At 38.0% G+C, this 24823-nt stretch carries 22 protein-coding genes; 10 read left to right on the top strand and 12 right to left on the bottom strand.

The window, feature by feature from the left end; genetic code table 11:
- Positions 1–7: 7 nt before the first annotated feature.
- The 4 genes from CH354_RS17110 to fusA all read right to left on the bottom strand — a co-directional run bounded on the left by CH354_RS17110 (position 8) and on the right by fusA (position 5187).
- Entirely contained in the window at positions 8–1060 is a 1053-nt protein-coding gene (locus tag CH354_RS17110) for a tetratricopeptide repeat protein (protein ID WP_100727608.1), read from the bottom strand.
- 24 nt (positions 1061–1084) lie between these two features.
- The gene (locus CH354_RS17105) at positions 1085–2314 is read right to left on the bottom strand and encodes an amidohydrolase family protein (protein WP_100727607.1); all 1230 of its coding nucleotides are present in this window, start codon (positions 2312–2314) and stop codon (positions 1085–1087) included.
- Positions 2311–2964: an LIC_10271 family cell wall hydrolase gene (locus CH354_RS17100; protein WP_100727606.1), complete on the bottom strand. Its 654-nt coding sequence runs from the start codon at positions 2962–2964 to the stop codon at positions 2311–2313. Before CH354_RS17100 ends, CH354_RS17105 begins: the two co-directional genes overlap by 4 nt.
- Before the next feature lie 102 nt (positions 2965–3066).
- Positions 3067–5187, bottom strand: a complete 2121-nt coding sequence (gene fusA / locus CH354_RS17095) for an elongation factor G (RefSeq protein ID WP_100727605.1) — start codon at positions 5185–5187, stop codon at positions 3067–3069.
- 126 nt (positions 5188–5313) lie between these two features.
- Between fusA and CH354_RS17090 the strand changes: the two genes are divergently transcribed.
- From CH354_RS17090 to CH354_RS17070, 5 genes are read left to right on the top strand one after another with little or no spacing between them, the layout of a single operon-like run.
- Positions 5314–6840 carry a TrkH family potassium uptake protein gene (locus CH354_RS17090; protein ID WP_100727604.1) on the top strand — a complete coding sequence of 509 codons (1527 nt, stop codon included), beginning with the start codon at positions 5314–5316 and terminating at the stop codon, positions 6838–6840.
- 60 nt (positions 6841–6900) lie between these two features.
- Positions 6901–7914 carry a hypothetical protein gene (locus CH354_RS17085; protein ID WP_207762712.1) on the top strand — a complete coding sequence of 338 codons (1014 nt, stop codon included), beginning with the start codon at positions 6901–6903 and terminating at the stop codon, positions 7912–7914.
- Complete coding sequence (locus CH354_RS17080) at positions 7911–8810, top strand: decaprenyl-phosphate phosphoribosyltransferase (RefSeq protein ID WP_100727602.1); 900 nt, start codon at positions 7911–7913, stop codon at positions 8808–8810. Before CH354_RS17085 ends, CH354_RS17080 begins: the two co-directional genes overlap by 4 nt.
- A gap of 20 nt (positions 8811–8830) precedes the next feature.
- Positions 8831–9322, top strand: coding sequence for a TlpA family protein disulfide reductase (locus tag CH354_RS17075; protein ID WP_243396138.1), 492 nt, complete (start codon positions 8831–8833; stop codon positions 9320–9322).
- 17 nt (positions 9323–9339) lie between these two features.
- Positions 9340–10113 carry a hypothetical protein gene (locus CH354_RS17070; RefSeq protein WP_100727600.1) on the top strand — a complete coding sequence of 258 codons (774 nt, stop codon included), beginning with the start codon at positions 9340–9342 and terminating at the stop codon, positions 10111–10113.
- A 28-nt stretch (positions 10114–10141) separates the two neighbouring features.
- On the opposite strand, the gene CH354_RS17065 is transcribed toward CH354_RS17070, so the two are convergent.
- Positions 10142–11008: a hypothetical protein gene (locus CH354_RS17065; protein ID WP_100727599.1), complete on the bottom strand. Its 867-nt coding sequence runs from the start codon at positions 11006–11008 to the stop codon at positions 10142–10144.
- A gap of 57 nt (positions 11009–11065) precedes the next feature.
- Here CH354_RS17065 and CH354_RS17060 point away from each other — a divergent pair, with 57 nt between their 5' ends.
- From CH354_RS17060 to hemH, 5 genes are all read left to right on the top strand, one after another.
- A complete protein-coding gene (locus tag CH354_RS17060; protein ID WP_012388157.1) occupies positions 11066–11614 on the top strand; it encodes a polyhydroxyalkanoate synthesis regulator DNA-binding domain-containing protein in 549 nt (182 codons plus the stop codon).
- 41 nt (positions 11615–11655) lie between these two features.
- Complete coding sequence (locus CH354_RS17055; protein ID WP_100727598.1) at positions 11656–12540, top strand: HEAT repeat domain-containing protein; 885 nt, start codon at positions 11656–11658, stop codon at positions 12538–12540.
- Positions 12541–12606: 66 nt separating this feature from the next.
- Positions 12607–13521 (top strand): cysteine synthase A, encoded by a 915-nt coding sequence (gene cysK / locus CH354_RS17050; protein WP_100727597.1) that lies wholly within the window; start codon positions 12607–12609, stop codon positions 13519–13521.
- A 68-nt stretch (positions 13522–13589) separates the two neighbouring features.
- Positions 13590–15491: a type I DNA topoisomerase gene (gene topA / locus CH354_RS17045; RefSeq protein ID WP_243396146.1), complete on the top strand. Its 1902-nt coding sequence runs from the start codon at positions 13590–13592 to the stop codon at positions 15489–15491.
- Positions 15481–16569, top strand: coding sequence for a ferrochelatase (gene hemH, locus CH354_RS17040; protein WP_100727672.1), 1089 nt, complete (start codon positions 15481–15483; stop codon positions 16567–16569). The genes topA and hemH overlap by 11 nt, the downstream gene beginning before the upstream one ends.
- On the opposite strand, the gene CH354_RS17035 is transcribed toward hemH, so the two are convergent.
- The 7 genes from CH354_RS17035 to CH354_RS17005 are packed head-to-tail and all read right to left on the bottom strand — an operon-like array spanning position 16543 to position 24756.
- Positions 16543–17751, bottom strand: coding sequence for an NAD(P)-binding protein (locus CH354_RS17035; protein ID WP_100727595.1), 1209 nt, complete (start codon positions 17749–17751; stop codon positions 16543–16545). The two genes, hemH and CH354_RS17035, sit on opposite strands and share 27 nt — an antisense overlap.
- The gene (gene hemN / locus CH354_RS17030; protein WP_100727594.1) at positions 17748–19088 is read right to left on the bottom strand and encodes an oxygen-independent coproporphyrinogen III oxidase; all 1341 of its coding nucleotides are present in this window, start codon (positions 19086–19088) and stop codon (positions 17748–17750) included. The genes CH354_RS17035 and hemN overlap by 4 nt, the downstream gene beginning before the upstream one ends.
- Positions 19085–20128 carry a uroporphyrinogen decarboxylase family protein gene (locus tag CH354_RS17025; RefSeq protein WP_100766549.1) on the bottom strand — a complete coding sequence of 348 codons (1044 nt, stop codon included), beginning with the start codon at positions 20126–20128 and terminating at the stop codon, positions 19085–19087. The genes hemN and CH354_RS17025 overlap by 4 nt, the downstream gene beginning before the upstream one ends.
- Positions 20129–20131: 3 nt before the next feature.
- Entirely contained in the window at positions 20132–21409 is a 1278-nt protein-coding gene (gene hemL, locus CH354_RS17020) for a glutamate-1-semialdehyde 2,1-aminomutase (protein WP_100727592.1), read from the bottom strand.
- A complete protein-coding gene (hemB, locus tag CH354_RS17015) occupies positions 21406–22359 on the bottom strand; it encodes a porphobilinogen synthase (protein WP_100727591.1) in 954 nt (317 codons plus the stop codon). Before hemB ends, hemL begins: the two co-directional genes overlap by 4 nt.
- Complete coding sequence (locus CH354_RS17010) at positions 22356–23891, bottom strand: type 2 periplasmic-binding domain-containing protein (protein WP_100727671.1); 1536 nt, start codon at positions 23889–23891, stop codon at positions 22356–22358. The genes hemB and CH354_RS17010 overlap by 4 nt, the downstream gene beginning before the upstream one ends.
- Complete coding sequence (locus tag CH354_RS17005) at positions 23884–24756, bottom strand: Rossmann-fold NAD(P)-binding domain-containing protein (RefSeq protein ID WP_100727590.1); 873 nt, start codon at positions 24754–24756, stop codon at positions 23884–23886. Before CH354_RS17005 ends, CH354_RS17010 begins: the two co-directional genes overlap by 8 nt.
- Positions 24757–24823 lie beyond the last annotated feature (67 nt).

The raw sequence follows: 24823 nt of genomic DNA, 5'->3' as shown, positions 1-24823 counted from the left end.
TCGTTCACTATCTACCTCCTTTGAGTTTGGATTTGGCATCTTCTGAGATACTGTCATCCATAGGAGGCATTTGTGTTACCTTTTGGAAGAGTTGTTTTGCTTTTTCTTTGTCCCCGGAGGCTTCTGTTGCGAGAGCCAAATGGTAAAGGTTTTCTTTGAGCAGTAGTCCTTTTGGATAACGTTTGATAAAACTGGAAAAATGAGAAATGGCACTTGGATAATCTTTTGCTTTAAAACTAGATTTTCCCATATAAAAAAGTGAATTTTCAACAAACTGTTCTTCTTCTTGAGTCACTGAATCAGTTCGATCGGATACAGTTTTGAAGAGTTCAATCGCATCTGCATATTTCCCTGCATTCATGAGAGTGGATGCTTTGTCATATTGGGAAAGAATGGAATTTGGGTCCACACTGGAAGTGGCAGTTGGTGATTGGACTGCCATCGTTTTTAACATCTCTTGGAGTTTTCCTGTTTGGGATCCTGGTTCGGGCTTATAAACTAACTCTTGTATGGTGAGAGGGAATGGTGTTTTTTTGCGAGCTAAGTCTAAAAGTTGTTTGGCTCGGTCTAAGTACATTCCGTCCGGATAATGCTGGATGTATTTCTCAAATGCATAGGCTGCATGGTCAAAGTTACCATTTTTATAAAAAACTTCTGCAACGTTCATGAGCTCAAATGCTGGGTTCTTCGCTTCCCCTTGTCCGAGGATTTCCCTAACCTGTCTGTGCACTTGCCTCAGTTGGCTTGAGAATACTTTGAGCATTTTGATGATGAGATGGGTTTTATCTGAGACAAATTTTTCGAATTCAGGCACTTTGAAGACAAGCACTGTTGCAGCACCAATCACTTGCGCTGTTTCTTCCCTAGGGTAACGACCAATGGCACTCTTCACTCCGAAAAACTCACCGAGTTTTACATCCTCTTTGAGTTCCACTCCATTGATATTCGTGTAAGTTAGTACAACTCGGCCTTTTTGTAGTACAAAGATATCCTCTGCCTTGTCTTTTTCAAAATAGACAATGGAACCACCTTTATAATTTCGTACGATAGGACCTGACACTCATGCCTCGCTTGCGCTTCATTTTTAAAAATTAGGTAAAAAAGCCAAACTCTTTTTGTAACCGACACTGTCAGAAACTTGTTTCATGAGTTTTTTTGGTGAACCCGCAACCAACTTGTTTTTTCCTTCGATCGAAATTTCTTCTGTACCCAATCCAAACTCTTGGAAGAGTGACAAAAATTCAAGTGATCCATAAATGGGATAACCATCGATGACAACTAAATCAATGTGTTTCCAATGAAGTTCCGATACATTTAACTCAGAAGTTTTTTTCTCATCACTGATCACGACAAAATCACAATTTAAACCAGGCATTAGTGAATTTGGATTTCCCATCCGAAAGGCTTTTCTTGGATTTTCCGTAACCATTTTTAATAATGTTTCTTCAGGTAGTTCTTCACCGTATAATCCAAAATAAATGGATTTTGCAGTTTTTAGTTCTTCCAATAAATGATTGGATCCACTTGGAGAAGAATCTGTCCCCAAACAAACGTTAACTCCTCTTTCTAGGAAGAGTTTGATATTGGTAGTTTTTCCAAAGATGTGGAGGTTTGAAGTAGGGCACCAAACAATGGATGCACCTTTTTCTGCAATTTTATCAGCTTCTTTTGGTCCAAATGGCAAACAATGAACAAGAACAGAATGAGGCCCAAGAGCATCCATTTTTTCTAACATACGAAGGGATTGTTTGGAATCATCATCTAAACCTTCTGCTAAATGAGTGACAAAAGGAAGGTTTGCGTGTTCTGCCATTCTATATTCTAATGCAGGCCCTTCACCCCAATCCAAACTATAATTCCCTACGGAATGTGCTAAGGTATAATCCGATATCAATTTGACAGGTAAAATTCCTCGAAAGGGGTTTTGTACAAAATGAGGAATGTGATCAAAGACAGCCGTCACACCTGCAAATAAGTTTTTATAAGCACCGAGGTAGTATAAAATTTCTGGATCAATTTGTTGGCGTTCTGCAAACACACCTGAACTTTTATACAAATTATCATAGGATAACCAGGAAAGGTGTTTTTCTGTTCCACCTACTTTTGGTAAGTAACTGGCGAGCAAATGGTCATGTGAATTGATAAATCCAGGATAAAGTTTTTTCCCTTGTAAGGAAACTGTAAACATATCCTTGTTAGGTGTGATAGAGTCTTCGATACTTGTGATTTTTTCACCCGTAAACAGAAGATCTTTTGATTCCATTTTTCCATTTCGGAATAGGGAAGCAGATTGTAACAAAATAGGTCGGGTCATTCAAACCCCCTTTGTAAGATGAGTTCAGGATTTAAATTGGTTTTGTTTTGGTTGATTTGGAAATACAATCCCTTGTCTTTTGCTAAAATTCCCAATCGATCTTTTGCATTCACATGTTGGCCTTCTGTGACTTGGATCCTTTCTAAATTTCCGTAAACGGAATAAAGTCCGTTTTCATGTTCTAATATCACAAAGTTTTCATACCCATCCATATAATCTACATGTACGACTTTCCCTGAAAAACTGGCACGGACAAGAGAGGAACTCCCTCTTTGGAATTGAATTCCTTTATAAGGGTCATACGTAAGTTCAGAAAACTTCTTTTGGATTTTTTCTTTTTGTCCAAGAGGGAAGGCTATTTTTTCTTTTATCTTTGTTTCAGACGAAATGGATTTGGTTTCCTTATCTCTTGGAATTCGTAATTTTTCATTTTCGAACAAATTTTCGGCAGTGGTCCTTCCATTTAACTTTGCCAAGGTTTCGGCAGGAACATTCATTTTACGAGCGATTCCATACCAAGAATCACCTTTGACAACTCGGTATGTCATTTGGTTTGTTTGGTTGGGAGTTTGTTTTTGGATTTGTTTGGAAAGGATGGGGAAGGTGATCAGTACCAAACCAAAACTGAATATGATGCCTTGTTTTCGCATAATTCCCTAAGGCAAGTATCGACATGAAAAAGCGGGAGGGCAATAAAAAAGGCGGGAGAAACCCGCCTTTTCCAAAACCAAACAGATTGAAAGGACGAAGTTTTATTCTTCGTCTTTGTTGTTGACTTTGTATTTTTTCATTAGCTCTTCCGCTACGTTTCTTGGAACAGGAGCATACTTGGAGAATTCCATAGCAAACTCGGCTTTTCCTTGGGTAGAGGAACGAAGAACAGTCGAATAACCAAACATATCAGCAAGAGGAACTTCTGCTTCAATTTTTGCATAACCGTTCTCTTCTGTTGTGTTTAAGATCATACCACGTCTTTGGTTCACAGAAGCAAGGATCGCACCTTGGAATTCAGTTGGACCTTCCACTTCCACACGCATGATTGGCTCGAGGATGATTGGTGCTGCTTTTGAGAAACCTTGGCGGAATCCGTAACGAGCTCCAATTTGGAACGCCATATCGGATGAATCCACATCATGGTAAGCACCATCATTGATCACACAACGAACTCCTATGATAGGGAATCCAATGAGGGATCCTCTTTCCAAACAAGAACGGAAACCTTTATCACAAGATCCGATGTATTCACGAGGGATAGATCCACCCACGATTTTATCTACGAATTCGTAGTCTTTTCCTTCTTCTTGTGGGATTGGTTCGATGTAACCAGCCACACGAGAGAACTGACCTTGACCACCCGTTTGTTTTTTATGAGTGTAATCAAATTCTGCCGATTTCGTGATGGTTTCACGGTAAGCTACCTGAGGTGCACCAGTCACAAGGTCCACACCATACTCACGTTTCATACGTTCGATGTAAACTTCGAGGTGGAGTTCTCCCATCCCTTTGATGATGGTTTGACCGGACTCTTTATCAATTTCCGTTTGGAAGGTTGGGTCTTCTTTTGTGAAACGGTTGAGAGCTTTTGCAAGGTTTGGAAGTTGTTTTGACTCTTTACATTCAATGGTAAGAGAGATTACAGGGTTTGGAACAAACATAGACTCCATAGTGAGTTTTGTTTTTCCATCAGTGAATGTATCCCCTGATGCACAATCGATACCAAATAGAGCAACGATATCTCCCGCTTCCGCTTTTGAAATATCTTCCATTTCGTTTGAATGCATACGAACAAGACGTCCAATGTTGTGGCGTTTGTTGTTAGATGAATTATAAATCGTCATCCCTTTTTCGAGTCTACCTTGGTAAACACGAACATAAGTTAACTGACCGTAACGACCGTCTTCCAATTTGAAAGCAAGACATACGAGTGGTTTTTCTGGATCAGAATCTAAAATGAGTTCGTTTTCTTCGTTTCCAATCTCTTTTGCTGTGTTTTCAACATCATAAGGAGATGCAAGGTAGTCTGCGACTCCATCCAGAAGTCTTTGAACTCCTTTATTTTTGAACGCAGATCCCATAAACACAGGAACAAATTTAAGTGCAAGGACACCACGACGAATCGCTTCTTTGATACGAGCCTCAGAAGGAGTTCCTTCTAACATCTCTTCTGTGAGTTCATCACTAAAAAGTGACACTGCATCAAGGAGAGCCTCACGTTTTTCGTTCGCTTGGTCTTTTAATTCATCTGGGATGTCAGTGATTTTGATATCTTGTCCGTTTGGACCTTCAAAGTAATATGCCTTCATTTCCACAAGGTCAACAATTCCTTTCAGATCGTTTTCGAGTCCGATCGGAAGTTGTACTGCATGGGCATTGAGGTGGAGTTTTTCACGGAGTTGGTCAATCACTCTCCATGGGTTTGCACCTGTTCTATCAAGTTTGTTGATAAAGGCAACACGTGGAACGTTGTAACGTTTCATCTGACGGTCAACCGTGATGGACTGAGATTGAACTCCCGCAACACCACAAAGAACCATAATCGCAGAGTCAAGTACACGAAGGGAACGTTCTACTTCAATCGTGAAATCAACGTGGCCCGGAGTATCGATGATGTTGATGGTAATGTCTTTCCAGGTAGCATAAGTAGCTGCTGACTGGATAGTGATCCCTCTTTCTCGTTCGAGGTCCATACTGTCCATAGTGGCACCCACACCGTCTTTTCCACGTACTTCGTGGATGGCGTGAATTTTGTTCGTATAAAATAAGATACGTTCTGTTAGGGTTGTTTTCCCAGAGTCAATGTGTGCGGAAATCCCGATATTACGGATTCTTTCCAATTTTGGATCACGTTTGGTTGCTTGCGTCGCAGAGGTCATATTTTCCTCAAAAATAAGGTTAAAGTTGAATTGATTCTACCAAAATCTGAAATGGACTGCGTTTGTAAAGTACTTGGGATTTTTGGTTAGCGGGAAAATCCTGGAGAAAGTAGAGAATAGGGAAATATGCCACTTGCTCGTTTCAATCGATTTTTTCGTACTTTGTCTTTTGCCCGAGTGGTGTGCCTTGGTTTTTTTGCCGCCATCTTACTTGGGTCGTTTGGCTTGTACATTTCGGAAGAAGGTGAGTTGTCCTATGTCGATAGTCTCTATCTCTCCGCCTCGTCCATTTGTGTGACGGGTTTGTCACCCATCCCCCTTTCGGGACTGAACTCCTCCACTCATTGGATCATGTTATTCCTCATCCAACTGGGGGGACTTGGGATCATCAGTTTTACGGTGATTGTGGGGTTTCTCATCACAAAAGGGATTTCCAGGAATGCTCGGTTTAATGCCTTTGTTGGTGCTGCCATTGACACCCAAACCGAAACAGAATCACTTGCCACCAATGAAGTGAACCGGATTTTACTTTCCATTATCAATATTTCTTTTTCGATCGAAATCCTTGGAGCCATTGGTTTATACCTCCATATGCCAGAAGGAGTGGAAGGGGAGAATACCCGTTGGTTTTTTTCCCTATTTACCGCAGTTTCTTCTTTCAATAACGCAGGTTTTTCGATCACAGATGACCTCAGTGCCTTACGATTGGATCCTTTTTCTCTGTATATCGTTTCCGGGCTTGTGATTTTCGGAGGGATTGGATTTCCTGTCATCATCCTACTCGAAAAAGTCTTACTCACGATCTTTGTGAGAATTGTTTACCGCATTGAAGTGGTCGCTGAGACCCTTATGATGGAAAAAGCTTTAAAAACAGGGAATGTCCCTCGTTTTTTGTTATTACCTGCACAGTTTTCTGCTATTTTAGAAAATCGAATTGAAGAATACAACAAACACTTACGCGGAGAAACCACGCGGATCCAATCTAAACTTTTGGTGTATGGGTCTTTTGCTCTCTTGTTATTTGGATTCCTTGGAATTTATTTCTTAGAAAGGAGTAACCCTCATACCTTTCATGGCATGGAACTAGTCGATAAAATTTCCAATGCATTTTTTATGTCAGTATGTTCCCGAACGGCAGGTTTTTCGACCATGGACCTTGGCCATTTGAATGATGCGACTGTGATCATCATCACCGTACTTATGTTTATTGGTGGTGGTCCACAAGGGACTGCGGGTGGTATCAAAATCACAACTTTTGTTTTGTTGCTTGCTTATTTAAAGAATGTCATCCAACCTTCCAAACCTGTCATGTTATTTGGTGAAACGGTTTCTAAAAATTCCGTGGCAGTAGCAATTCGGGTTTATTTTTTAGCAACGGTATCCTTGGCATTTGTATTCATTTTGCTTGGGGTTTTGGACCAAAACCAACACTCTCTCCATGTTATCTTTTTTGAATTGATTTCTTCGTTTTCCACAGTGGGGTACAGTTTGAACCTGACTTCCCAATTGGGGGATATCGAGAAGTTATTTTATGCTGCTGTGATGTATGTCGGTAGGGTGGGAATATTTACAGTTCTTATCGCAGCGACAGGCCATTCAGGAGTCCCAAAAATGGGTACCATCGACGACGGTGTAAAAATCCAAGTCGGGTAAAATGGATAGAAAAATCAGTTTTAGTAATTTTAGGCACAATCAGGATTGGTAGTTGTGAAAATGTCAGTGAAAGAAATTTTAAACTCAAATTGGAAATCTCCTGAACTCAATGCGGAAGAAACACAATTTGAGGTTCGAAAAAAAGATTTAAAGCAAAAACTCGAACAAATAGAGTCTCGTTTGGAATCAGTGGATATTCTTGTCTCTAATGATAAACCGGAAGATGCAAATATTCTAATAAACTTACTTGTTTACGATTTGGTAAATTGTTACCAAATGCTACATGATGGAAAACAGTTTTTGTATGATGGAGATCTAAGCTCATTTACTACTCCAGAAACTAAAACTAAAGCTTTTGGATTCTTAAAATCTTTTTCTAAACAAGAAAAAAAGGATGAGGCTAAGTTAAACGAAGTTCTTGATGGTTGTATAATTACGTTTGACTTTTTGACTAAAGAATCAAAAAAACTCTTTCGAACCAAATGGTTCACACGATTGGATCAATTCAATCATATTCGTAAAATTCGAATCATTTTGACAACATCCATTCTTTCATTATTGATTTTTGGAATATTTTATTACCAATACAAATTCCCTACATTCAAAGATCAGACCATAAAAATGTATACATTTGTGGATAAAGATCATCCGCAAACTTCTGATTTAACTATGGTTTCGTTGCCTGTTTCAAAATCGGGACTTGGTGAGTGGAATGAATATGTATTTACACTACCAGAACCTATGAGCAAATTTGGCGGACTCAGAATGGATCCTTTGGAACAAAGGGGGATTCGATTTGTTTTGGATGATTTACAAATACTGGATGCCAAAGGCAAAGTATTATATTCAAAAAAAATCACTGTCAGTGAAAGTCTTATCCCACAAGATGTTTTAGACTATTTAAAAATATCAGATATTAAAACTGCAGGAAAACAACAACCAGGTGAATTGTTGGAAATGATTACCACTGGGCGAGACCCCCAGATCCATTTGGTTTTTCCAACTGTGGAAGGTGCCAAAATGATCAAAGTCAAAATGAAATACATTGAAGCCCACAAAGTTAAGAAAAAATGATTTTTTTATACATTAAACTCATGAGGATCCCACAGTGGATCAAAAACATCATCCTGTTTGCTGGATTAATTTTTTCAAAACGAATTTTTGATGTACCTTCATTCACAAAGGTATGTTTGGCATTTTTGTTTTTTTCACTTGTTGCAAGTTGCCAATATGTCTTTAACGATTTTTTAGACCAAAAGGAAGATGCAAAACACCCTGAAAAAAAACACCGTCCTCTTGCCAGTGGGGATTTGGATTCTGGAATAGCTCTTGCAATAACAGGCGTTATTTTGCCAATCGCTTTGATTGGTTCTTACAAACTTTCACCTGTATTCTTTTATTTAACCATCTTTTATCTATTATTCAATATGTTGTATAGCAAGGTTTTAAAACACATTGTGATCTTAGATGTGATGAGTATTTCAATCGGGTTTGTACTTCGGGCCATTGCTGGTGCCATCGTCATTGGTGTTGAATTTTCGCATTGGTTATTACTTTGTACCTTTATGCTCGCACTCTTTTGGGGATTTTCCAAACGGAGAGGTGAAATCAATATCCTAAAAACGGATGCTGGCAAACATAGAAAAATTTTGGAAGAATACTCCATTGAATTTTTAGATTTGATGATGGCTGTTGTGGCAACCTTAACTCTTGTGAGTTATGTGATGTATACTGTCAGTCCCGATACGGCAAAAAGTTTAGGAACTCCTTATATGGTGTATACAGTTCCGATTGTTGTGTATGCGATTTTTCGTTCCCTTTATATCATTTACATCAAAAATATGGGCCATAACCCCACAAGAGCCATTCTCACCGATGTGAGTGTGCTCGTCTCTGGTGTCATTTGGCTTGTCCTCATCTTATTTTTGATGTTTGGGAACATATCGAGCCATCTACCAGTCTACCAATAGAGATGAAAATTTGGAAGCAGTTGCCTTATGGCTGGAAAGTGGTGTTTGCCTTTGTTTTCTTTTTTTCGGCAACATTAGGTTTTGCCTACTTTAAGGCAAAGGACACAAACCCATCCATTCCGATTGAGGCACTCGCAACAACCCCAACGGAAGCTAACTCATGGAAAGGCCACCCGAAAGTGGTTTATTTCTGGGCAACTTGGTGTACGGTGTGTAAGGCCTACACTCCCATCCTGGAAGCCAATTTAAAATTTTTACCAAAAGAAACTATGTTTTTGTCTGTTTTAGAATCCGAAGATTCAGAGGAGACAAAAGAAATCCTCTCCCACCTATCTTCTGAATCCACTTATCCGATCTACACTGCAGATTACCGAATGTTAAAGGAATGGAGGATTTCCGCTTATCCAACCACACTCTTTATCGATGCCAACGGAAAGGTTGTTTTTGCAGATTCTGGAATTTTGAGTCCCATTGGATTTTGGATCCGTTCTTTTCTTTTGCGCTTTTTTTAAACTGTCGATGATCTAATATGGACTCGAGCTTCAAACCCAAGCCACTTTTGAATAAGTCGGAACTCCGGCAGATCAAACGAAGTAAAACAAGGGTTGAAGGGAAAAAAGTCATCACCGATGACGTAAAAAAACTCAAATCACTCAAAGTTACACCCGAACTGAGTTTCCAAGAGTCAATTGATTACTACAAAGAACCTATTTGGATCGAATATTACATTCCAAAAGAATCCAGGTTTGCATTTGAAACCAAATATCTATTCATCTTGTTAGTTGATCCAAAAACTACTGACGAAGAATGTGATTTGGCTAGAAAAGAAGCTCAGGCGAAAAATGAAATTGTAGATGTTTTTGGGTATATGGAATCACACCCTGATTCCATTCGTCTCATTGAAGATTCCTACCATTCCACAATGTCGATGCACGAAACCATCCACCATATCTATCGCAATTATAAAGAAACTGGGGCAACCGAAGATTTAAAAACTGCTTGTTACCTAACAGAGGCATTACTCAAATACGAACCAACCATTGCAGGTCTTACTTATTTTCGTGATTATAGTATCTATAATTTAAACTTTTGGATCCGAACGCTAAATCGATTGAAAATCGAGTTTGCATTGGAAGATGCAACCGTATCTCTTCTCATCAAACGAAGGAATGAACTTTGGGAAATGGAGAATCGGGAAGAAGATGAAGACTTTGATTTGTTAGCTGCTTTGTTTTTTGAACAAGCCTTTCCAAACCGAGGAGCGGGTGAACTTTCAAGTGATGACATGTTATTATTTGAATGAATCGCATGGTCTTCTATTTTGAATTTCCTTAACTCACAAACCATCTAAATAAATCGATATGGTCTTTTATGGATTGGAAAGTTTGATCTGCGGATAAACTGGTGACATCAGAGAGTTTCATGGAAACGGGGATTCGTTTTTCTTGGAAGGTAAACGTTAGTTTGGATACTGATTTTACTGATTCTTTCCAATGTTTTTCTTCACCTTGTTCTTCTGTGAGAGGAAAACTTTCCAAAAATACCTTCCAAAAGTCCTTTCCATCAATGAGCACTTCTGAGATTCCACTGATCCCCATTTTTAAATCGCGATAAAGATTTTCTCGACTAAAATCTTTGATACCGATTGACAAAAATGGTTTTTCTCTTTTGATTTTTTCTAAATTTGGAACTAACAACTTTGTATCTACTTTATCCCAATCCAATACCAAAAAATGACATGGACCAACTAACAATCTTTTGAATAAAAATTCAGGATTGGATTCCGTAAAAACAAAATACCCTAAAGTTTTTAAAACCCTAGAAATGTGTTGGTCGAGGATTTGATTTTTTGTACAAACAATCCACGTTAATTTTTTTTCAGGCTCTGGGAGGAGAGGTAGAGTATGAATTTTCTGAAAAGGTTTATCCCATAAAAAGGATACTCCAATAGATTTATATTCCTCTTTTTCTTCTTTTGAAAATTGTCCGCATAAGATTGGTTCTATGCTCCAATCCAAAAGTTCTTTGGCTAATTCTGGACTTGGTTTAGAAAAAACTCGTATACAATCAGGGAAATCTTTCCAATTTTTACTTGTACATTCTTTCACTACGGACCCATTTACTTGTAACCATGCAATGATAAGTTCTTTTTCCCGATCTGGGAGTTGTGTCAAAACGGCTCCGAATAGTGAGTCCATACGATTGTATTTTAGTTGACCCCCTAGGCTTGAAAGTCATTTTAAAAAGCATCTCCGATGAAGCTCCTCAAGCGATACGCAAACCGTAGACTCTATGATCCAGAAACAAGTTCCACCATCACGTTAGAAGATGTGGCAAAGATGATCATTGGTGGGGAAGAAATCAAAGTCCAAGACAACCTTTCCGGGGAAGATATTACACCCAAAATCCTCGGACAAACTTTTTTAAAGGTAAGCCTTGGCCAAAGGAATGAAGATTTTTCTAATTTTATGTTAACTTCTCTCATCCGAGAGACAGGTCGCGATGTTTCTGGGCTTTTTGAACGATTGGTCCTCGGTGGAATTGGTGCCAATTACCTTACCCGCGAACGATTGGAAAAAATTGTCAATTCGATGGTGGAACTCGGGGAATTGAAGGAAGTGGATTTTAGTCTCTATAGAGAAGATTTACTCCGAAAGATGGCATCCCGTGCGAGTGAAAAAAAGGAACAAATCCAAAAGGATTTGGAAAAATTCAGCCAATCCATTTTGGAAGAAGACAAAGCAACCCTTGGCGACTTATCCGAAAAATTAAAAGAAGTCGCAGAAAAATTAAAAGAAAATTAGCCAAAATAGGTTAGAATGTCCTCCAATTTTAGGGGGAAGGAATGAAATTCCAACATGTTCTACTACTCGTCTTTTTATGGAATGTCAGTTTATTTTCAGAACAAGATGAGGCCTTTTTTGAAACCCAAAGGAAACGACTTTCCTCTTCTGATATCTTCGAAATTCGTGATGCCATTGACCGTTTAACATTTATTAAATCCAATAGAGGGTATCGGGACATACTTTCTGCTTTAGAAGGGACACCCAATTTTCCAACGAGTGAGAACAATGCCCCCGCTGTGAAATTTTATGCGGCAAAGGCTCTTGCAAAAAAAGGGGACAAAATTGCCATCCCTGTTCTCATCAAAACCTTTCAAAAAGAGTCTGCTTCCATCATCGAATACAACCCACCAAAAGTAAGAAAAATCAGTGACGGTGTTGCCGATCGTCATTCTACCTCGAGTCCATACTTTTACGAAGATGGTGAAATTTCCATGGTTTTGGCATGTGGTGAGATGTTACGGGCGTTAGGTTCACTCCCAACAACGGAATCCTCCGAACAAACCATCAAACAAGCATTGTCTCACCCAAATTTTTATATCCGAAGTTCCGCAGCCGATGCAATGTATGAATCCAATCGTAAAGAGTGGATCAGTTCTCTTGCGGACGGCCTTGGGAAGGAACAGGTTCCTTATGCAAAAATTTCTATTTTATCGGCCATTGTCGGTTTAGAACGATTGCCCAATCAAAATTTTAAAGCAGTGACAGAGATGTTATCCCATGAAGATCCAGAAGTAAGGAAAAAAGCCTCTCAGGCATTACGCCGATTAGACCTTCGAATTGCAGCACCTTACCTAGAAAAGGCGATTCACATTGAAAATCACCCAAATGTCTTATCACAAATGAAAGAAGATCATTCCTATCTTATTTCATTTCGGAACCCCTAGACTTATTCCATTTCATTGTGGACAAATCTAGATTTTCTTTAAAAATGTGACTTAAACGGAGAAATTATGAAATTTAATAGTATTTTAGATGCCATTGGCAACACACCACATATCCGATTGTCTCGTTTGTTTGGAACTGATCACGAAGTTTATATGAAACTAGAAAGACAGAACCCAGGTGGATCGATTAAAGATCGTATCGCCCTTGCGATGATTGAAGATGCCGAAAAATCAGGGAAACTTAAAAAAGATTCCATCATTGTGGAGCCTACATCTGGAAATACTGGGATTGGTCTCGCAATGGTTGCAGCTGTGAAAGGTTATGCGATTACTCTCGTGATGCCAGAGCATATGTCAGTGGAGAGACGCCGAATTATGGCAGCTTACGGTGCTAAGTTTGAACTCACTCCAAGGGAAAAAGGAATGCCAGGTGCGATTGCAAAAGCACAAGAAATGGTAGCTGCCAATCCAAATGCTTGGATGCCACAACAGTTTGAAAACGATGCCAATATCCAAGTTCATAGAGAAAAAACAGCAGAAGAAATTGCGAAAGATTTTCCAGATGGTTTGGACTATATCATCACTGGAGTGGGAACTGGTGGGCATATCTCTGGTTGTGCAGAAAACTTAAAAAAACGATTTCCTAAACTAAAAGTATTTGCTGTAGAACCTGAAGGTTCTCCTGTACTCAGTGGTGGTAAACCAGGCCCACACCCTCTCCAAGGGATTGGTGCTGGTTTCATTCCTAAAAACTGTAAAACAGAATTACTCGATGGAATCATCACTGTTGGAAAAGAAGAATCGTTCACGATGGCTGTTCTTGCTGCCAAAAAAGAAGGGATTTTTATCGGAACATCTTCCGGTGCAAGCCTTGCAGCAGTTTCCAAAAAACTAAAAGAAATTCCTGCAGGTTCCAAAGTGCTTACCTTCTGTTATGATACAGGTGAAAGATATTTATCTGTGGAAGGACTTTTCGTTTAATCTTTGTTTGATGGGATTTTAAAATCACCAATTTAATTGTTGTTGAATCTCCTACAAAAGCTTCAACCATCAATTCTTACTTAGGTAAGGATTGGTTGGTTGTCGCAACAAAAGGTCATATCAAAGACCTGCCACCCAAATCCTATGGAGTGGATATCTCCAACTCTTTTGAACCTGAATATGAATGGCTCAAAGGGAAAAAGAAACTCTTTACCTCTATTGTTTCGAAAGCAAAAAAATGTTCTATAATTTATATAGCAAGTGATCCGGACAGGGAAGGTGAGATTATCGCTAAACATTGTTTTGATGAATTGGTAAAAGTAAAAAAACCAATCTACCGCTTACGTTTAAAAGAAATTACAAAAGCTGAATTGAACATCCAATTAGAGAAAAAAAATGGACTAGATTTAGGGGAAATTGAATCACAAATAGCGAGAAGGGTGATTGATCGAATTTTTGGTTTTGAAGTATCACCTGATTTATGGAAACAATTAAAAATACCAACCTTATCTGCGGGAAGGGTTCAATCTACCGTTTTACATTGGATTTGTGAAAGGGAAAGGGAAATCCAAAACTTTACAAAACAAACTTATTTTTTACTTAAACTTCATGGTAGTTTGAAAAAACAAAAAATCGAACTCAAATACCATACGAAAGAAAAACTGAATCAAGAAGATGTAAATGCGATCGTAAAAGAACTGGGATTGATCCCTGAACCTTCTAAGCTAAAGGAACTCATATTATCAAATATCAAAATAAAACAATTGAAACGAAATCCTCCAAAGGCATTTTCTACTGCCAGTTTACTTGAAGTTAGTTTTCGAGCTTTAAAATTTGATTCAAAAAAAACGATGCGAATTGCACAAAGTTTATTTGAAGGCAAAAAATTACAATCGGGAGAAACGGTAGGTCTTATTACCTACATGAGATCTGATAGCACTCGTGTTTCCGATTCCAAACTTCAGTTAGGTGAGAATTATTTAAAACAACACCATCCAAAACTTCTATTGGAAGGGAGTGGAAAACAGTCCAAACAGAAAAAGTTTTCGCAAGATGCTCATGAAGCTGTTATCCCCATTAATCCCAATCTAACACCCAATCAGATTCGGAATTATTTGACAGTAGACGAATGGAAACTTTACCAATTGATATGGGAACGATTTTTAGTCTCTCTCATGAAGCCCGAATTAGGTGAAGAGGTTGTATATGAATTCCCAATTGGAAAACATGTATTCACACATTCCTTTGAAAGAATTTTTGATGGTGGGTTTAAAAACTTTCCAGAACCAATTTCGAATCAAAAGAAAAGTCCATTGGATGCAAAAGTGGGAGATGTTTTTTCCTACGAATCTTTTTCGACTTTAGAAAAGGAAACAGAACCTCCTGAAAGATATACCCAAGGTAAGTTAATCCAAAAAATGGAAGATACGGGAGTGGGTCGTCCTTCCACTTACGCAAACATTCTTGAAACATTAAAACTGAGAAAGTACATTGTTGAGTACCAAAAAAACATAGGCCCTTCTGCCTTGGGAATGAAAGTGGATGGTTATTTGGATTTAAACTTTCATGATCTAATTGGTGAATCCTTTACAAAAGATTTAGAACAACAGCTGGACGAGATCACGGAGAACAGAAATTCAAGAGTGGAATTAATTTCAGCATTTTATGCGAAGTTAATACAAATTATAAAATCACCAAGGAAAAAAATAGATTCTTATGGGCCTGAGTTTGGAACAACCACGAAGAATGAAAAAGCTGTTTCTGATAGTTCAGCAATCAAAACAAATGCTCATTCCAAAAAAAATAAGAACCAACATCTACCAAAGGAAAAGAGTCTAAGTCTTACAGAGAAAAAAGTTTGCCCAAAGTGTTCGGATGGAACCATCAAAACCAAATTAGGGAAAAATGGAAAAACCATTTATTTTTGTTCTCGTTACCCACACTGTGACTACATCACCTATGACAACTAATAATGAAAAAACTTTGATCCTTGTGAATTTGGGAGGACCTCGAACATCCTCTGAAATTGAAGTATTCCTAAGAGATTTATTTTCAGATCCATTTGTATTCGATTTGCCATTGCCTGAATTTTTACGCATTCGATTGGCAAGGTTCATCGCAAAAAAACGGGCTCCTAAAGTGCAAAGTACTTATGAATCTATGGGTTTTGGAGGTGGTTCTCCCCTTGTGGACGAAACAGAAAAACAAGCAAAGGTTTTGGAATTAATTCTTAACCAACAAACGAAAGTAAAATGGAAGGTAAAAGTTTCCATGACTTGCGGATATCCTAATATTAGAGAGGATGAGTTTACCAAACCCGATGCAAATACTTTGTATTTACCACTTTACCCTCAATTTTCCAGGTCTACCGTATTATCAACATTGGCGATTTTAGAATCTAAGTTTGGTGAATGCCCAGTGGGAAGTGGTGGTTATATCCCACATTTTGGTTTGGAACCAAAGTTTCACCAAATCACTGCTAGGTTTATTTATGAGTTTTTTACAAACCAATTAAAATCCGATGATTTTTTACATTATCCGCATGAAACTCCGAATTGTGATTGGAAAGACCTAGATCTAATTTTTTCTGCTCATGGTGTTCCTATGCGACTCATTCACAAGGGTGATCGTTATATGGAAGATGTAGAAATTTGCGTCAAAAAAATTTCTGAGGAATTGCGAAAGTTTGGTTTCAGAGGCAATGTACATGTTTCTTACCAAAGTAAAGTTGGCCCTGCCAAATGGACAGAACCAAACACCATTCAAATGATTACATCACTTTCCAAAGAAGGCAAACACATAGCAGTGAATCCCATTAGTTTTGTGAGTGATCACTTGGAAACATTAGAAGAAATTGGAGAACAGTTTAAAGAACTCACATTGAAAAATGGCGGAAAATCTTTTGTCCGTATCCCTGCATTTGGTATCTACAAACCATTTATGGAATACTTGGCAGAACGAGTGTTACTTGCCGATACAATGGTAAATGAATGTATTTGTAAAAAAAATGGAGGAGAATCGTTAAAACATTGTCGATTCAAAAATTGATCTAAGGCCAATTCCTTTTCTGTAATTTCCATAAAATTTGATATTTTTTCCTTGGGACAACCAGTTTAATTCAAATTGATCAAGAAACTGGTTGAACTTGAATAAATGAGAGTCATACGCAGGGAAAACACCTTCCCATGTTTTTCGGTAAACAGCTACTTTCGATTCTGTTTTTTTTGTGATGAAAGATCTATCTTTTTCTAAAACAGATTCAATCGAATCGTTACGAATATTAGCATTTAAATTGGGATATATCCAAGTTTCGGAATTTAATTTATTTTTGACTCGACCATCAAAAATATCGGAATTACATAAAACACCTAACGCATTCACTCCTTCATTTTTGCCAAATAATACACCGAAACATGGTTTTTTTGTTAGCTTAGTTTCACCAAACCTTGTCAAGGTGGAAATAGTCAACAAATTTGGTTTCGATTCGAATTTGATTTCCGAATCGAGAATTGGTAATAAATTTTTAAGTGAAATACAAATTTTGACAGAACCATCTAAATTTTGAATTTCGTTTAAGTTAGAAAATGAAAAACCAGTTTTGATGGTAATTTTTGGAGATAAGTAAGAGACTAGATGGGTAACAAGATCACCCATTCCATTGGGAAAAGAAACCGTTCCGTAGGTTTTCTTTTTGTTTTTTTTGATCTCTTTAAAAATCGTACTGTTACCTCTGCCGTCCCATTTTGAAAAAATAGTTTCTGGTTGTAATTCTGACAAACGTGTACCGTAAATTCCACCTAAAGCAGGTTCTATGATGTTTTTTGTAACAGAAGATCCAAACATTTGATTTCCCCAATTTTCAAAATTTAGATTTGGATCAAATTTAAGTTTTTTGAGAAAAATCGAGTATAGTAATTTTGTACCTGCTAAGATTGAGATTGGGAACTGTGATAATTTTTGATTGATCCAAAAATACCTTCGTTTTGATGCTTTTTTGGGGAATACAGGTGATAAACCTATGTCATCTAACATGGATTTGATATCATTAGTCAAAAGAATTCCATTGGCAGCAAGTTCTACTAAACCTTCCGGTTTGTTTAGTGTTCCTATCACACCACCTAATGTATCTTTTTCTTCATACAGTGTGACAGAATTTCCTTTTTTTACTTGGTGGTATGCCATAAAAAGGCCAGTAATCCCACCTCCTAAGATATGGACATTTTCCTTCATATCGCTTTTGAAAAAACGGGACCAGCTGGTTTAGTCGTTTGGAGTTTTTCATCAAATGCCATTGAAATGATTCTTAAAAATGGTTTTCCTGACTCTGTAACACTTAGTGTTTCCTGATTCCATAAAACCAATTTGTCTTTTTCCATTTCAGATAAAAAATCTTTAGTGTAGTTTAACAAATCTATTGGTACTTTTACTTCCCAAGAAGTCATCAGTTCCAAGATTAAATGTTTACGCAAACGATCAGAGTCAGAAAGTTTATGGCCTCTTAGGATCGGTAAATTTCCGTCCAAAAGAGATTTTCTATATTTCATTTCTAGTTTGATGTTTTGAAAAAATAAATTTGGTGTTTCAGAAATTGCAGATGAGCCAAGTCCGAGCATCACATCGGTTTTGGAGTCACTGTATCCCATAAAGTTTCTATGTAACTGTTTGGAATGGAATGCTTTCCATAATTTGTCATGAGGAAGAGCAAAATGATCCATACCAATTTCCCTATAACCTTCTTTTTCGAGAAGTGACCTTCCCATTTCATATAATTCTCGTTTGAGAGTTGGATCTGGTAAATCTGCTTCCGTGAACAAACGTTGGGATGCTTTGATCCATGGAACATGGGCATAAGAATAAAATGCAATTCTATCTGGTTTTAATTCTAATGTTTTTTCCATTGTGTATAACATGGAGTTTAAGGATTGTTTGGGTAATCCATAAATTAAATCAAAGTTAATTGAATTAAATCCAAGTGATCTTGCTTCTAGGGTGATAGTTTCAGTCAGTTCAAAAGGTTGGGTTCGATTTACCAATCGTTGCACTTCTGGATCAAAATCTTGTACCCCTAAACTAATTCGTTTGAAACCTAAATTGTGCAAAAGTTTAAGTTGGGAGATTCTTGTCCTTCTTGGGTCTACTTCAATGGAATATTGTGGGTCTTTCGAAGAGGGTAATTGGTTTAAGATAGATTCGATTGTCGATTGAAGGTTGTAATCGGAAAGGTAAGTTGGACTTCCTCCACCTAAGTGAAGTTCGCTGAGCTCTTTTCCTTTAAGAGAAGATACACTCTTCATATAAAGATCGAGTTCCGTACGGATTGCTTTGACATACGGCTCTTCAACCGTATGGTTTTTCGTAATTGATGTATTACATCCGCAAAAAGTACATAATGTTTCACAAAATGGAATGTGAAGATACATTGCAAGTTTTGAATCTTTTGGGGAAAGATGTGTTTCCAAAGATTCAATACATTCTTCAACTGTAGGTGAATCAGTCCAATACGGTACAGTTGGATAACTTGTGTATCTTGGAGCAGGTGTATCGTATTTTTGCAGTAAGTGTTTCATGTATTAAACACCTTTCTTGTTGTTTCGATGAGAAGATGCACAGACTCTTCTGGAGTGTATTGTAATACACCATGTCCAAGTCCAGCCACCCAACCTACACGATCTTTTGGGTCCAGATCTCTTATCGGTAATAGGTATTCATGGATTTTTTGTTTGAGGGTTGATTTGTCAGCAAATAATAACTCTTGGTCAAAATTGCCCTGAACAAATCCTTTTCCACCAAATTCCTGTAATATGGTTGGCATAGAAAACCGGTGATCCACTCCAAAGCCAACTAGGTTTTGAATGGAATGAATTTGCCGTATTTGTGCTTCTGTTGAATTTTTGACATAATAACCAACTTGATTGGGGAATGCTTTAGTTAACTCTGTTATGGGTTCGGTGACATACCTTCGGAAATTAAATGGATCTAACATTCCAGCTGCGGTATCAAACATCATGACGACTTCTGCACCACCTTGCAATTGTAATTCGATGTTTCGTTTTAGAAGTGGTAAAAGAATGGAATAAAACTGATCTACAAACTCTCGGTTTGTTTTGATAAACGATAAATTTCCATCATGTTTTCCTATGCTGGCATAGGTCATAAGGGTAAAAGGGCCACCAACAAAACCAATTAGGGAAACATCTTTTGGTAACACTTCTCTGGTTCGGATCACTGCTTCTTTTTGGAAACGGAGACCTTCAATGGCTTCATCAACAGGTTTTAGTTTTTTGAGATCAGCTAAAGAGGTTAGTGAGAAAGATAGTTTAGGGCCTGGATCGTAGGTAAGACCCAAACCAAGTGCTTCTAATGGGAAAAGTAAATCAGAAAATAAGATACTGACATCAAATCCAAATTCTTTTACGGGACCTAACGCTACTTCGGCTGCCAGTTCTGGTTGTTTGCATAGATCCATAAAACTATAAGTTTCTTTGAGTTTACGATAGTGAGAATGGTATCTCCCTGCTTGGCGCATAAACCAAATTGGAGGTGTATTTTGTGGAACTAACTGGATCGCATTTGCAAAACGTTCATTGTGGTATTTAGTTGTGATCATAATTTAGCCCTTTAATGCCTGTTTAATTTTTTCAAGTGTGAGATCGATGATTTCCTTCGTATGGACTGTGGATAAGAATCCCACCTCATAACCACTTGGTGCTAGATACACACCTTGGTTTAGTAGTTTGTGGAAAAAAGTTGCAAAGTTGGATTTGTGAGAACTTGGAATCTCCGCAATCGTTCTGATCGGTTTTTCTGTTTTTCCTTTTAGCCAGAACAAACTTCCAAACGTTACTGCTTCCCAATTGGGATCACCAGATTCCTTTAGTAGAGTTATAATTCCATCTGTGAATTGTTTGGTGGTTGTTTCCAGGTTAGGATACGGATTCTCATTCCAAGCTTTTGTAAGGGTTTTAAGCCCCGCTCGCATCCCAATTGGGTTTGCAGACAAAGTCCCTGCTTGGTAAACAGGACCACTTGGTGCCACAAGGTCCATAAATTCTCGTTTTCCAGCATAAGCTCCAACTGGAAATCCTCCTCCGATGATTTTTCCATAACAGACCAGATCAGGGACAATTCCTGTGATTCCAGCCATACCTTGGAAAGAAACTCGGAAACCAGAAATCACTTCATCAAATAAAAGTAATACTCCATACTTAGTCGTTAGTTCACGGCATTTTTTTAAGAACTCAATTCTTTGTGGAAGTAGACCATAATTCGCAGGTAATGGCTCAATCGCCAAACAAGCGATATTTGATCCTTCTCTTTGGAACAATTCTTCTAGCTTAGTTTCGTCATCTAAAGGGAGGACAAGTGTGTTTTGAATGATCTCAGGTCCAATTCCTTTGCTATCACTGGAACTAAGGCCTGCAAGGCCCGAACCTGACTTCACTAAAAGTTGATCAAGGTGGCCATGGTAACAACCATCAAATTTCAGAATTTTGTTTCGTCCAGTGGCAGCTCTTGCCACACGTAAGGCACTCATAACAGCTTCCGTTCCCGAGTTTACAAATCGTATTTTTTCGACCCATGGAATTCTTTCTGTGATGAACTCAGCAAGTTCCAAGGAGTAAGGTTCACAAGCACCAAAAGACCAGGCTTTCCTGACAGTATCTTCCACAACTTCTTGGATTTCAGGATGTCTATGGCCAAAGAGAAGTGGCCCAAAACTCAAACAATAGTCGATATAGTTTTTTCCTTCGACTGACTTAAGATAGGCGCCGTTTGCCTCACTAAAAAATACGGGAGTTCCACCAACGGAAGAAAAAGATCTTACTGGGCTATGGACTCCACCAGGAACTACTTGTTTTGATCTTTCGAATAAAGATTCAGAATTCATGAATATATCCTTTTTGCAATCCTTGCACCGTATGTGATTAAAAAAGAAGAACCTGCTCTACGAAATACATCCCAAGTTTCTTTTAAACCATCTTCAAAATCTAAAAATCCTTCTTTCGCTAAGTAAACCAAACTTGCATATTCACCACTCACTTGGTAGGCACCAGTGGGAAGCCCCGTTTTTTCTTTGATGGGACCAATTAAGTCGATAGCAGTCATACCTGGTTTTACCATCAGTAAATCAGCACCTTCTTCTTTGTCACGAACAGATGTTTGAATGGCAGTGTCTCTATCTCTAACGTCTAGTTGGTATCCACTCCTGTCACCAAACTGCGGTGAGGAGTCTGCTGCTCCTCGGAAAGGACCGTAAAAGTGACTTTTAAACTTCGTGGAATAACTCATAATGGGAACATGAGAATGATTGTTTTCATCTAAAATTTTTCGGTGTGATAATACACGTCCGTCCATCATATCACTAGGGGCAATTCCATCAGCACCAGAATCAGCGTAGATTAAAGCAAGTTCGGACAATCGTTTTAACGTTAACTCTAAATTGATAGTTCCCTTTGGATGAAAATGACAACAATGTCCCGTTGTTGTAACAGAACAAATGCATGTGTCTAACCACAAAAACATTTCAGGGAAAGTTTTTTTAATTTGGTTGATATTGGATTGGTAAAAGTCCTTTGAAAAACTTGTGTCCGATTTTTCATTTGGCACCATAAAGAGTAAAAATTGTGAAACTCCAGATTTTAAATCTGATTCAATTTGTTTCAATATTGTTTGATTGGTATCACGATACACATCCGGTAAACCTTTGATGGGTTCTTTTTCATTGATACCTTCTACTAAAAACAATGGTTGGATCATTTTATTTACGTTAAGTGAACCTGATTCACTCAAATGGCGTAAGTACTTATTGGAACGAAGTCGAAGGGATTTTGTTTTCATTGTTTGATGTACTTCTCTGCCCAAGATTCAAAAGATAAGGAAACAAAAATTTTGTTTTTAGAACCTTCTTCACCTAGCGCATGTTTAATTTTTCTGAACGTGCTTCCTGGACCAACAAAATGGATTACATTCAGTAGTTCTGGGAATCGTTTGGTTACGATGTCAAATTCAGATCCACTTCTCCAGTAAGCAGCTTTGATTTTCGATGTGTCAAAAGGGATTGGTATTTCTGGTGCTGAAACAAAGTAGGTCGGAATCACGGGATAAACACTAGAATGTTTATCTGAATCCATATGGGTCAGTTTTACAAAATTAGGTTTTCTTCCTAAAATTAAATCAATTTCGGGAGGTTCACTTTCACCGAGTCCATCACAAGTTCCATTCACCCAAAATCCACGAAGAGCAAGGTCTTTCCAGGTGGAAAGTCCAGCTGACCATAATATCTGATTACTTGGGTTTACTGATAAATCTAAGGGAAACGCATACCCTCTTGAAACAAATACATCAACGTCTTTTGGAATGCTATAAGTGAGACGTTCTCTTTGCCTTGCCGCCATTTTTGCATTAGGTGGCCAAACTTCTTCTTTGGTAAAAGATAAATCAGGACTATCTGCTAGTTCCTTCGCATATAGGATTTCTCCCTGTTCTGTGATTCCTCTCACAAAAGTGACTTTCCCATAATCCCTTTTTAAAACAGTCACTCCAATTTTTTGGTGGCAACCCCCACCATACTTGGACAATATTTCTCGTTCTTCGTTTGCAGTGAGTTCGGTTTCTGGATCAACAATTTGAGTTAACAAACACTTAAGGTGTTCGTCTTCTTTTCTGATTTCTGCACATAACGCACCTTGTGCGGGTGCACTAGGAAAAATAGAAGAAGGCAAAACCATAAATAAGGAAAGATTTAATGTATCGCGAATGAGTTGTTTTACTTCTTTTAGTTCAGGTAGTACATTATCATTGTCTTGGAAATTTAAGATTCGATCCAAAGCAGCTTTTGCTACTAAAATACCACCGGACTCATGATCTAAATATTTGCGAAGCCTCGTTTGGATATTGCCACGTACAGATTCAATTTTGATTTCAAAATTATTGATTGGTGTTGGAAAATAATTTTTCAGAAATTCTTTGATATGGTATTCACGTCTAGGAGAAGATGTTAGAATTGTGATCTCATTTGGCAAATTGATCCATTTTGTTTTTTTGAATAATAATACATCACGTACATCTTCACGAGTTAAAATAGGGATAAGTGTTGTATCTTTTCTTTCCTTTAGATCCATATCTTTAAAAGAGTGGATCACAATGTCCAATTTATGATTGAGTAAGTCTTCTTGGAGGTCTTTAGTGAAAATTCCTTGGCCAGCAAATTGCCAAAGTGGAGTTGTTAAATCCTTATCTCCGGATGATTCTCGAAACACCGTTTCGAAATTTAACTCTTTGTTTTTTTCTTTTAACGCTTGTTTGACAGTGTGGATTTGAATGCGAGAGAGTAGGGAGGACCTACCTCCTATTTTGATTGTTTCAGACAAGTAAATCTTCCCATCCATTCATAATATGAAGTTGTTCTTCCTCCCGTTCTCTTGTGAGTTCCGTGAGATAGTATTGTAAATCCATTTTGACTGCTTGGATTTGTTCATCTGTTTCGTGTAAGTCATTTAGAATTTGTGAAAGTGGAATGTAGTGATCATAATTTTTGTTCTCAATTTTATTTTCTCTAAAATCTAAAATGATTGATGATGACTTGATCATCTCATCCCAGTTAAAAGGCAAAAAACTTGAAGCTATGATGATCGCTTCATTGTTTGGTTTATAATCTTCCCAATGGTATGTGGAGATAGGGTAAAGGGCACTTAGTTCTTGGAGTCGGTTTTGGTTACGACCAATCAAACGAACTACTTTTTGCTTGGATACAAGATAGGGCAAAATCGAATCTACGAGTTTACCTGTACCGAGCAGGGTGACTTCTTTGTGGTTGTGTAAGTAGGATTCGGTAACACTTCCATAAGTTTGTCTGCCAATGCCAACAAGATACTTGGATCGGATTTGTTTGGTGTGTTCTAAAATTTGGTCTCGGAGGCGGAGTAGTGAAGTCCCAAAATTGGAACCGCTTGTATTTTCTTCACGGAAACGGTCCCGAAACTGTGCTTGGATTTCTGACTCTCCGAATAATTTGGATCGTAGACCCGAGACCACTTCGAGTAAAAATCGATAGGCATCATAACCATGGTAAACTTCCCAACCGTCAAAAAAACGTTCATTACCTTCCATGGGAAAAATCCGATTGTCAGTGAACACAAGAGTCCTTTGACAAGTTTTCCAAACCTCTAGACGAGAATCGTCTAAAGGTTTAGAGATGGGATCAGTCGAATGGAGTAGAATCAGGTTTGACCACATAATTTTATTCTATCAAATACATCCTGGGTACTGTCACAAGATTGTCAGTTCCTAAAAAAAATAAATG

This window comes from Leptospira levettii (assembly GCF_002812085.1).
Lineage (GTDB): Bacteria > Spirochaetota > Leptospiria > Leptospirales > Leptospiraceae > Leptospira_A > Leptospira_A levettii.
This window is presented reverse-complemented; position numbering and strand designations above follow the sequence as displayed.

Bases quoted from the DNA above. Each gene is read 5' to 3' on its own strand.
- CH354_RS17065 (WP_100727599.1), bottom strand. From the start codon at position 11,008: ATGGACTCACTATTCGGAGCCGTTTTGACACAACTCCCAGATCGGGAA.
- CH354_RS17070 (WP_100727600.1), top strand. From the start codon at position 9,340: ATGGACTCGAGCTTCAAACCCAAGCCACTTTTGAATAAGTCGGAACTC.
- hemB (WP_100727591.1), bottom strand. From the start codon at position 22,359: ATGAAAACAAAATCCCTTCGACTTCGTTCCAATAAGTACTTACGCCAT.
- CH354_RS17055 (WP_100727598.1), top strand. From the start codon at position 11,656: ATGAAATTCCAACATGTTCTACTACTCGTCTTTTTATGGAATGTCAGT.
- CH354_RS17060 (WP_012388157.1), top strand. From the start codon at position 11,066: ATGAAGCTCCTCAAGCGATACGCAAACCGTAGACTCTATGATCCAGAA.
- hemH (WP_100727672.1), top strand. From the start codon at position 15,481: ATGACAACTAATAATGAAAAAACTTTGATCCTTGTGAATTTGGGAGGA.
- fusA (WP_100727605.1), bottom strand. From the start codon at position 5,187: ATGACCTCTGCGACGCAAGCAACCAAACGTGATCCAAAATTGGAAAGA.
- CH354_RS17025 (WP_100766549.1), bottom strand. From the start codon at position 20,128: ATGATCACAACTAAATACCACAATGAACGTTTTGCAAATGCGATCCAG.
- hemN (WP_100727594.1), bottom strand. From the start codon at position 19,088: ATGAAACACTTACTGCAAAAATACGATACACCTGCTCCAAGATACACA.
- CH354_RS17090 (WP_100727604.1), top strand. From the start codon at position 5,314: ATGCCACTTGCTCGTTTCAATCGATTTTTTCGTACTTTGTCTTTTGCC.
- CH354_RS17100 (WP_100727606.1), bottom strand. From the start codon at position 2,964: ATGCGAAAACAAGGCATCATATTCAGTTTTGGTTTGGTACTGATCACC.
- CH354_RS17105 (WP_100727607.1), bottom strand. From the start codon at position 2,314: ATGACCCGACCTATTTTGTTACAATCTGCTTCCCTATTCCGAAATGGA.
- hemL (WP_100727592.1), bottom strand. From the start codon at position 21,409: ATGAATTCTGAATCTTTATTCGAAAGATCAAAACAAGTAGTTCCTGGT.
- CH354_RS17085 (WP_207762712.1), top strand. From the start codon at position 6,901: ATGTCAGTGAAAGAAATTTTAAACTCAAATTGGAAATCTCCTGAACTC.
- cysK (WP_100727597.1), top strand. From the start codon at position 12,607: ATGAAATTTAATAGTATTTTAGATGCCATTGGCAACACACCACATATC.
- CH354_RS17035 (WP_100727595.1), bottom strand. From the start codon at position 17,751: ATGAAGGAAAATGTCCATATCTTAGGAGGTGGGATTACTGGCCTTTTT.
- CH354_RS17080 (WP_100727602.1), top strand. From the start codon at position 7,911: ATGATTTTTTTATACATTAAACTCATGAGGATCCCACAGTGGATCAAA.
- CH354_RS17005 (WP_100727590.1), bottom strand. From the start codon at position 24,756: ATGTGGTCAAACCTGATTCTACTCCATTCGACTGATCCCATCTCTAAA.